Genomic DNA, 4,329 nt, shown 5'->3' with positions numbered 1-4,329 from the left:
GGTCGTAGCTGTACGGGACTTGGGTCGTACGGGCCGCGAGTCGGTCCGGTCGGCGACCGCAGGGCGCGGGCCGGACCGTGCTACTCGTCGAGATCGCGATACGTCACCGCGCGGGGCTCGCGGCGGCACCGGCGCCGGTCAGGCCGATCTCCACGCCCACCACCCCTTCGACGGCGCGGGCCAGCCGGGCCGCGACCGGGACCAGCGAGGTGTCCGCGATCCGCCCGGCGAGCGAGACGACGCCCTCGTCGACGCTCACGACGACAGGCTCGACCGCCGCGGGGAACAGGGCCTCCACCACCGTCTCCCGCACCTCGTGGGCGATCTCCTCGTCCGGCCGGAGGAACACCTTCAGCAGGTCGCCGCGGCTGACGATGCCCGCCAGAAACCCCTGCGAGTCGATGACGGGAAGCCGTTTGAGGCCCTGCTGCGCCATCGTCCGCGCGGCCTGGGCGAGGGTGGCGTCGGCGTGGATGGTGACGGCCGGCGTGCTCATCAGCTCCACGGCGGTCATCGCGCCGGCCTTGGCCATGCCCGCCAGGCGCAGCCGGCTGAGGCGGTCCCCGGCAGCGCCGAGCCGGGACATGGACAGCGACAGATCCAGGCGGCTCTCGCGAAACTCCTCCTTCGGCAGCAGATCGGCCTCGGAGACGACGCCGATCACGCGGCCCTCGCCCTCCAGAATCGGGACCGCGCTGACCTTCCACTGCTCAAGTGTCCGCACGATCTCCTTGAACGTGGCCTCGCGGCCCATGGCGACGACGGTATGCGTCATCACGTCGCTGACGGTGTGCGGGCTGTCGGACACGGGGTCCTCCTCCGAGTCGGTCGGGTGCGGTCGATGGTCAGGTGCGGTTCACGGCCGCGACGGCGAACGGCCCGTCCGCGCGGCGGGAGCGCTCGTCACCTCGGGAGCCCGCTGCCGTACGGCGCGTACAGGTCCAGCAGCCTGGTGCGGGCGGCGTGCAGCCGGTGGGCGAGGACGCGGGCGACCCACTGGGCGACGGCCGCGCCCAGTCGCGGGTCCTCGGCGCACATGCGCTGGACCTCGCCCGCGTCGAACTCGTACGCGCGTACCGGGCTCAGCGACGCGGCCCCGAGCTGCCAGACGTACGGGCTGAACATCCAGGACCAGCCGACGAGTTCGCCGGGGCCCAGCGTCTCGATGACGGGCGAGCGGCGGCCCGGCACATGCATGTCCAGGGTGACGGACCCGGTCCGTACGATCCAGAACCGGTCGGCGTGCCCGCCCTCCTCGAAGAGCCGTGCGCCCTGCGGGAAGGCGGCCTCCCGAGCGACCCGCATGAGCTGATCGCGGTGCTCGGCGGGCAGACCGCCGGTCATGCACGTGGTGATGGTCATCGCTGTGTCCCCTCCTGGAGTACGGGTGTTGCTTCCATTTCCTCGGCGACGTCGGTACGGCAGCGGCGGTGCTCCTTCCTAAGGGCCGCCCGTCACATCCGTCAGCTCCCTGGCGATTCCCAGCGCCCAGGCGCGGATCTGCCCGGCATCGCGGTAGTCGCCTCCGCCGCCCCGTTTGACGATCATCCGGGCGACAGCGCCTTTGGCTCCTTCCTGGAGGCAGCCGCCGAAGGTGATGTGTTCGCGGGCGTTCAGCCGCATCGAGGCACGGGTGGCGCCCGGTACGGGCCGGATGTCGCGCTTGTTCGCGGAGGCGTCCAGCGGGCCGCTGCTGAAGAGCCATACGGGCCGTCCGGACAACGCCCGGCGGTGGCGGCGGGAGAAGCGGACGGCGTCCCGGTGCCAGCGGCCCGCGTAGAGCGCGCCGCCGAGGACGACGGCGTCGTACGGGCTCGGGTCGAGGACCTCCGCGGCGGGCCGGGCCTCCGCCCGCAGGCCCTGTTCGCCCAGGGCGTCGGCGATGGTCCGGGCGATCCCGGCGGTCGAACCGTTCTTCGTGCCGTACGCGACGAGTACCTTCGCGGCGGTCATGGGGGATACCTCCCGTTCATGCCTCTTGCCTCTTTCGTGGGCACCCTGGGTGCTTTGGGCCTCCAAAGCGTCGTCGGCGTCCGCGCGGCTCAGAGCCCGCGCAGCCGCGATGCGCGCTATCCGGTAGATCCGGAGATCCGGTCGATCCGGAGGTTCGACGCCAGCATCCTGCGGGCGGGCCGGTCCGCCCCAGGGGCTGACCGGGCAGGAACGGGGGCCGACCGGCCCTGGCGGGGCGTGGGGCGCGGGGCGAAGGACCGGGGCCGGGGCCGAATGGCCCCGATGAGGGCCGAACCGCCCCTGCCCGTACGCCGGTTCCCGGTGCGACAGTGCCGCCGAGGGACACCTCGACGGCCGTACGGAAGGAGGCGGGGACGGTGGAACTCCCCCTGGTCGTGGGCGTGGACGGATCGGATTCCAGCCTGCGGGCGACGGACTGGGCCGTGGACGAGGCGGCGCGGCACGGCGTGCCGCTGCGGCTGGTGTACGCGTCTCTGTGGGAGCGCTACGAGGGCGCCGTGCCCCCGGACAGCCTCGACTCTCCCGCCGAACGACTACTCGCCGAGAACATCGTGGCCACCGCCGCGAGCCGCGCCCGGCTGCGCGACCCGGACGTGAAGGTCGCCGCCGAGGCGGTGCCGGAAGAGGCGGTCACCGCCCTGCTGGACGCGGCCCGCAACGCCTCGGCCCTGGTCACCGGGGCGCGCGGCCGCGGCGAGCTGAAGAGCCTCCTCCTCGGCTCGGTCAGCTTGGCCGTCGCGGCACGGGCCCACTGCCCGGTGATCGTGGTCCGCGGCGACCAGGCCGCCATCGCGGGTACGCGCCGACGGATCGTCCTCGGCGTCGGCGCGGCCGGCACGGGATCGGCCGCGGTCGAGTTCGCCTTCCGCGAGGCGGAGCTCCGGCACTGCGCCCTCGACGCCGTACGCGCCTGGCGCTGCCCGGCCCACGAGACCGCCGACCACCCGCTGCTCACCGGGGAACCCGACCGCTACCACGAGGAGCAGGCTTCCGGCCGCCTCGACGAGGCGCTCCACCAGGCCGAACGGGCCCACCCCGGAGTCCGGGTGCGCCGCCGCACGGTCGAGGGCCCGGCCCGCCAGGCGCTCCTGGAACGCTCCGCCGCAGCGGACCTCCTCGTCATCGGCGCCCGCCGACGCACCACCCACTTCGGCCTCCAACTCGGCCGCGCGAGCCACACGCTGCTCCACCACGCCGCCTGCCCGGTCGCCATCGTGCCCGGCCGGGCCTGACGCGGCGCCGGGCCACGCGTCGACGGTGCGGAGGATTCCGTCGACGCGCCGTCAACCGGTACCGCCGTCTCCCCGGCCGGTGAAAGGACGGAGCGGCGCTCCTCGTACGGGCTCGGAGCGGAAGCCGTCCGGGCCGACCGGACGGTCGCCATGGATCAGCACCCGGAACATCCTGCGCTCGTAGTCGGTGTCGTGGAGGTCGGTGGGCTGGAGGTGGGCCACCGCGCGGTTGTCCCAGAGGGCGACGTCGCCGGGTTCCCAGTGGTGCCGCACGGTGTATTCGGGGCGGCAAAGGTGCGAGAAGAGGATTTCGAGAATTCCGCGGCTCTCCCACGGAAGCAGTTCGGCGATGTGGGATACGGACGCGGGGGGAAGGAAAAGCGCCTTCTGGCCGGTCTCCGGGTGAACGCGTACCACGGGGTGGAGGGACATCAGGGTGTCCTCGGCCCGTTTGCGGATCACCGCCAGGTCTTCGTCGTCGGAGAACAGCAACCGCACTCCCGCGTGCAGCGCGTGCTCGGCCCGCAGGCCGTCGGCCAACTGCCGCAAGGGCCGGGAGAGACCCTCATAGGCGGCGACGAGATTCGTCCACTGGGTATCGCCCCCGTGCTCCGGGGCCACCTCGCACCGGAGGATCGAAAGGGCCGGTGGATTCACCGACGAGGCGATGTCCACATGCCAGCCCGAGTCATGCCGGTCCGATTTCCGGTACAGCCGCTCCTCGAACCCCGGGCCGCGTCCGCCACCGGCCGCTCGCCGCTCGACGACGAGGATCTCCGGAAACCCTTCCGGGTGGGTGCCGTGCTTGGCCCCCGGCAGCCGGGTCACCTCTCCGAAGAGCCGCGCGAACGCCACATGACCGACGTGATCCAGCTGCTGTTCGCGGAAGAAGAGCACTTTATGGCGGAGCAGAGCGGCGCGTATCTCGCCCACCGTCCCGGAGGACTCGCCCAGCTTCGCCAATTCCCTCAGATCCACCCCGCGTACGTTCGCCCCGATCTTTCCCGCGACGCGGCGGACGTCAATCCCGGAATCTCTCTCGATCACGACGCGTCTCCTCTGACATGCCACCTATGGAATCGCCGTGCGGTGAACGCGGCGTCGCGCCGCGCACACCGGAGGG

5 protein-coding genes are annotated in these 4,329 nt (G+C 72.5%); 1 reads left to right on the top strand and 4 read right to left on the bottom strand.

Features of this window, described 5'->3' with window-relative positions:
• Positions 1 to 103: 103 nt before the first annotated feature.
• The 3 genes from ACFU99_RS34925 to ACFU99_RS34915 all read right to left on the bottom strand — a co-directional run bounded on the left by ACFU99_RS34925 (position 104) and on the right by ACFU99_RS34915 (position 1,953).
• Positions 104 to 808: a CBS domain-containing protein gene (locus ACFU99_RS34925; protein WP_384399995.1), complete on the bottom strand. Its 705-nt coding sequence runs from the start codon at positions 806 to 808 to the stop codon at positions 104 to 106.
• Positions 809 to 903: 95 nt separating this feature from the next.
• Complete coding sequence (locus ACFU99_RS34920; protein WP_384399992.1) at positions 904 to 1,362, bottom strand: Crp/Fnr family transcriptional regulator; 459 nt, start codon at positions 1,360 to 1,362, stop codon at positions 904 to 906.
• 78 nt (positions 1,363 to 1,440) lie between these two features.
• Positions 1,441 to 1,953: a flavodoxin domain-containing protein gene (locus ACFU99_RS34915; protein ID WP_384399989.1), complete on the bottom strand. Its 513-nt coding sequence runs from the start codon at positions 1,951 to 1,953 to the stop codon at positions 1,441 to 1,443.
• A gap of 377 nt (positions 1,954 to 2,330) precedes the next feature.
• Here ACFU99_RS34915 and ACFU99_RS34910 point away from each other — a divergent pair, with 377 nt between their 5' ends.
• Positions 2,331 to 3,206: a universal stress protein gene (locus ACFU99_RS34910; RefSeq protein WP_384399986.1), complete on the top strand. Its 876-nt coding sequence runs from the start codon at positions 2,331 to 2,333 to the stop codon at positions 3,204 to 3,206.
• Between the two features lie 51 nt (positions 3,207 to 3,257).
• Here the strand turns inward: ACFU99_RS34910 and ACFU99_RS34905 are convergent, their stop codons facing one another.
• The gene (locus ACFU99_RS34905; protein ID WP_384399983.1) at positions 3,258 to 4,253 is read right to left on the bottom strand and encodes a TauD/TfdA dioxygenase family protein; all 996 of its coding nucleotides are present in this window, start codon (positions 4,251 to 4,253) and stop codon (positions 3,258 to 3,260) included.
• Positions 4,254 to 4,329 lie beyond the last annotated feature (76 nt).

It is taken from the genome of Streptomyces sp. NPDC057654 (genome assembly GCF_042800135.1).
Taxonomy (GTDB): domain Bacteria; phylum Actinomycetota; class Actinomycetes; order Streptomycetales; family Streptomycetaceae; genus Streptomyces.
The sequence above is the reverse complement of the archived record's forward strand: the minus strand, read 5'-3'. Positions and strand labels throughout refer to the sequence as shown.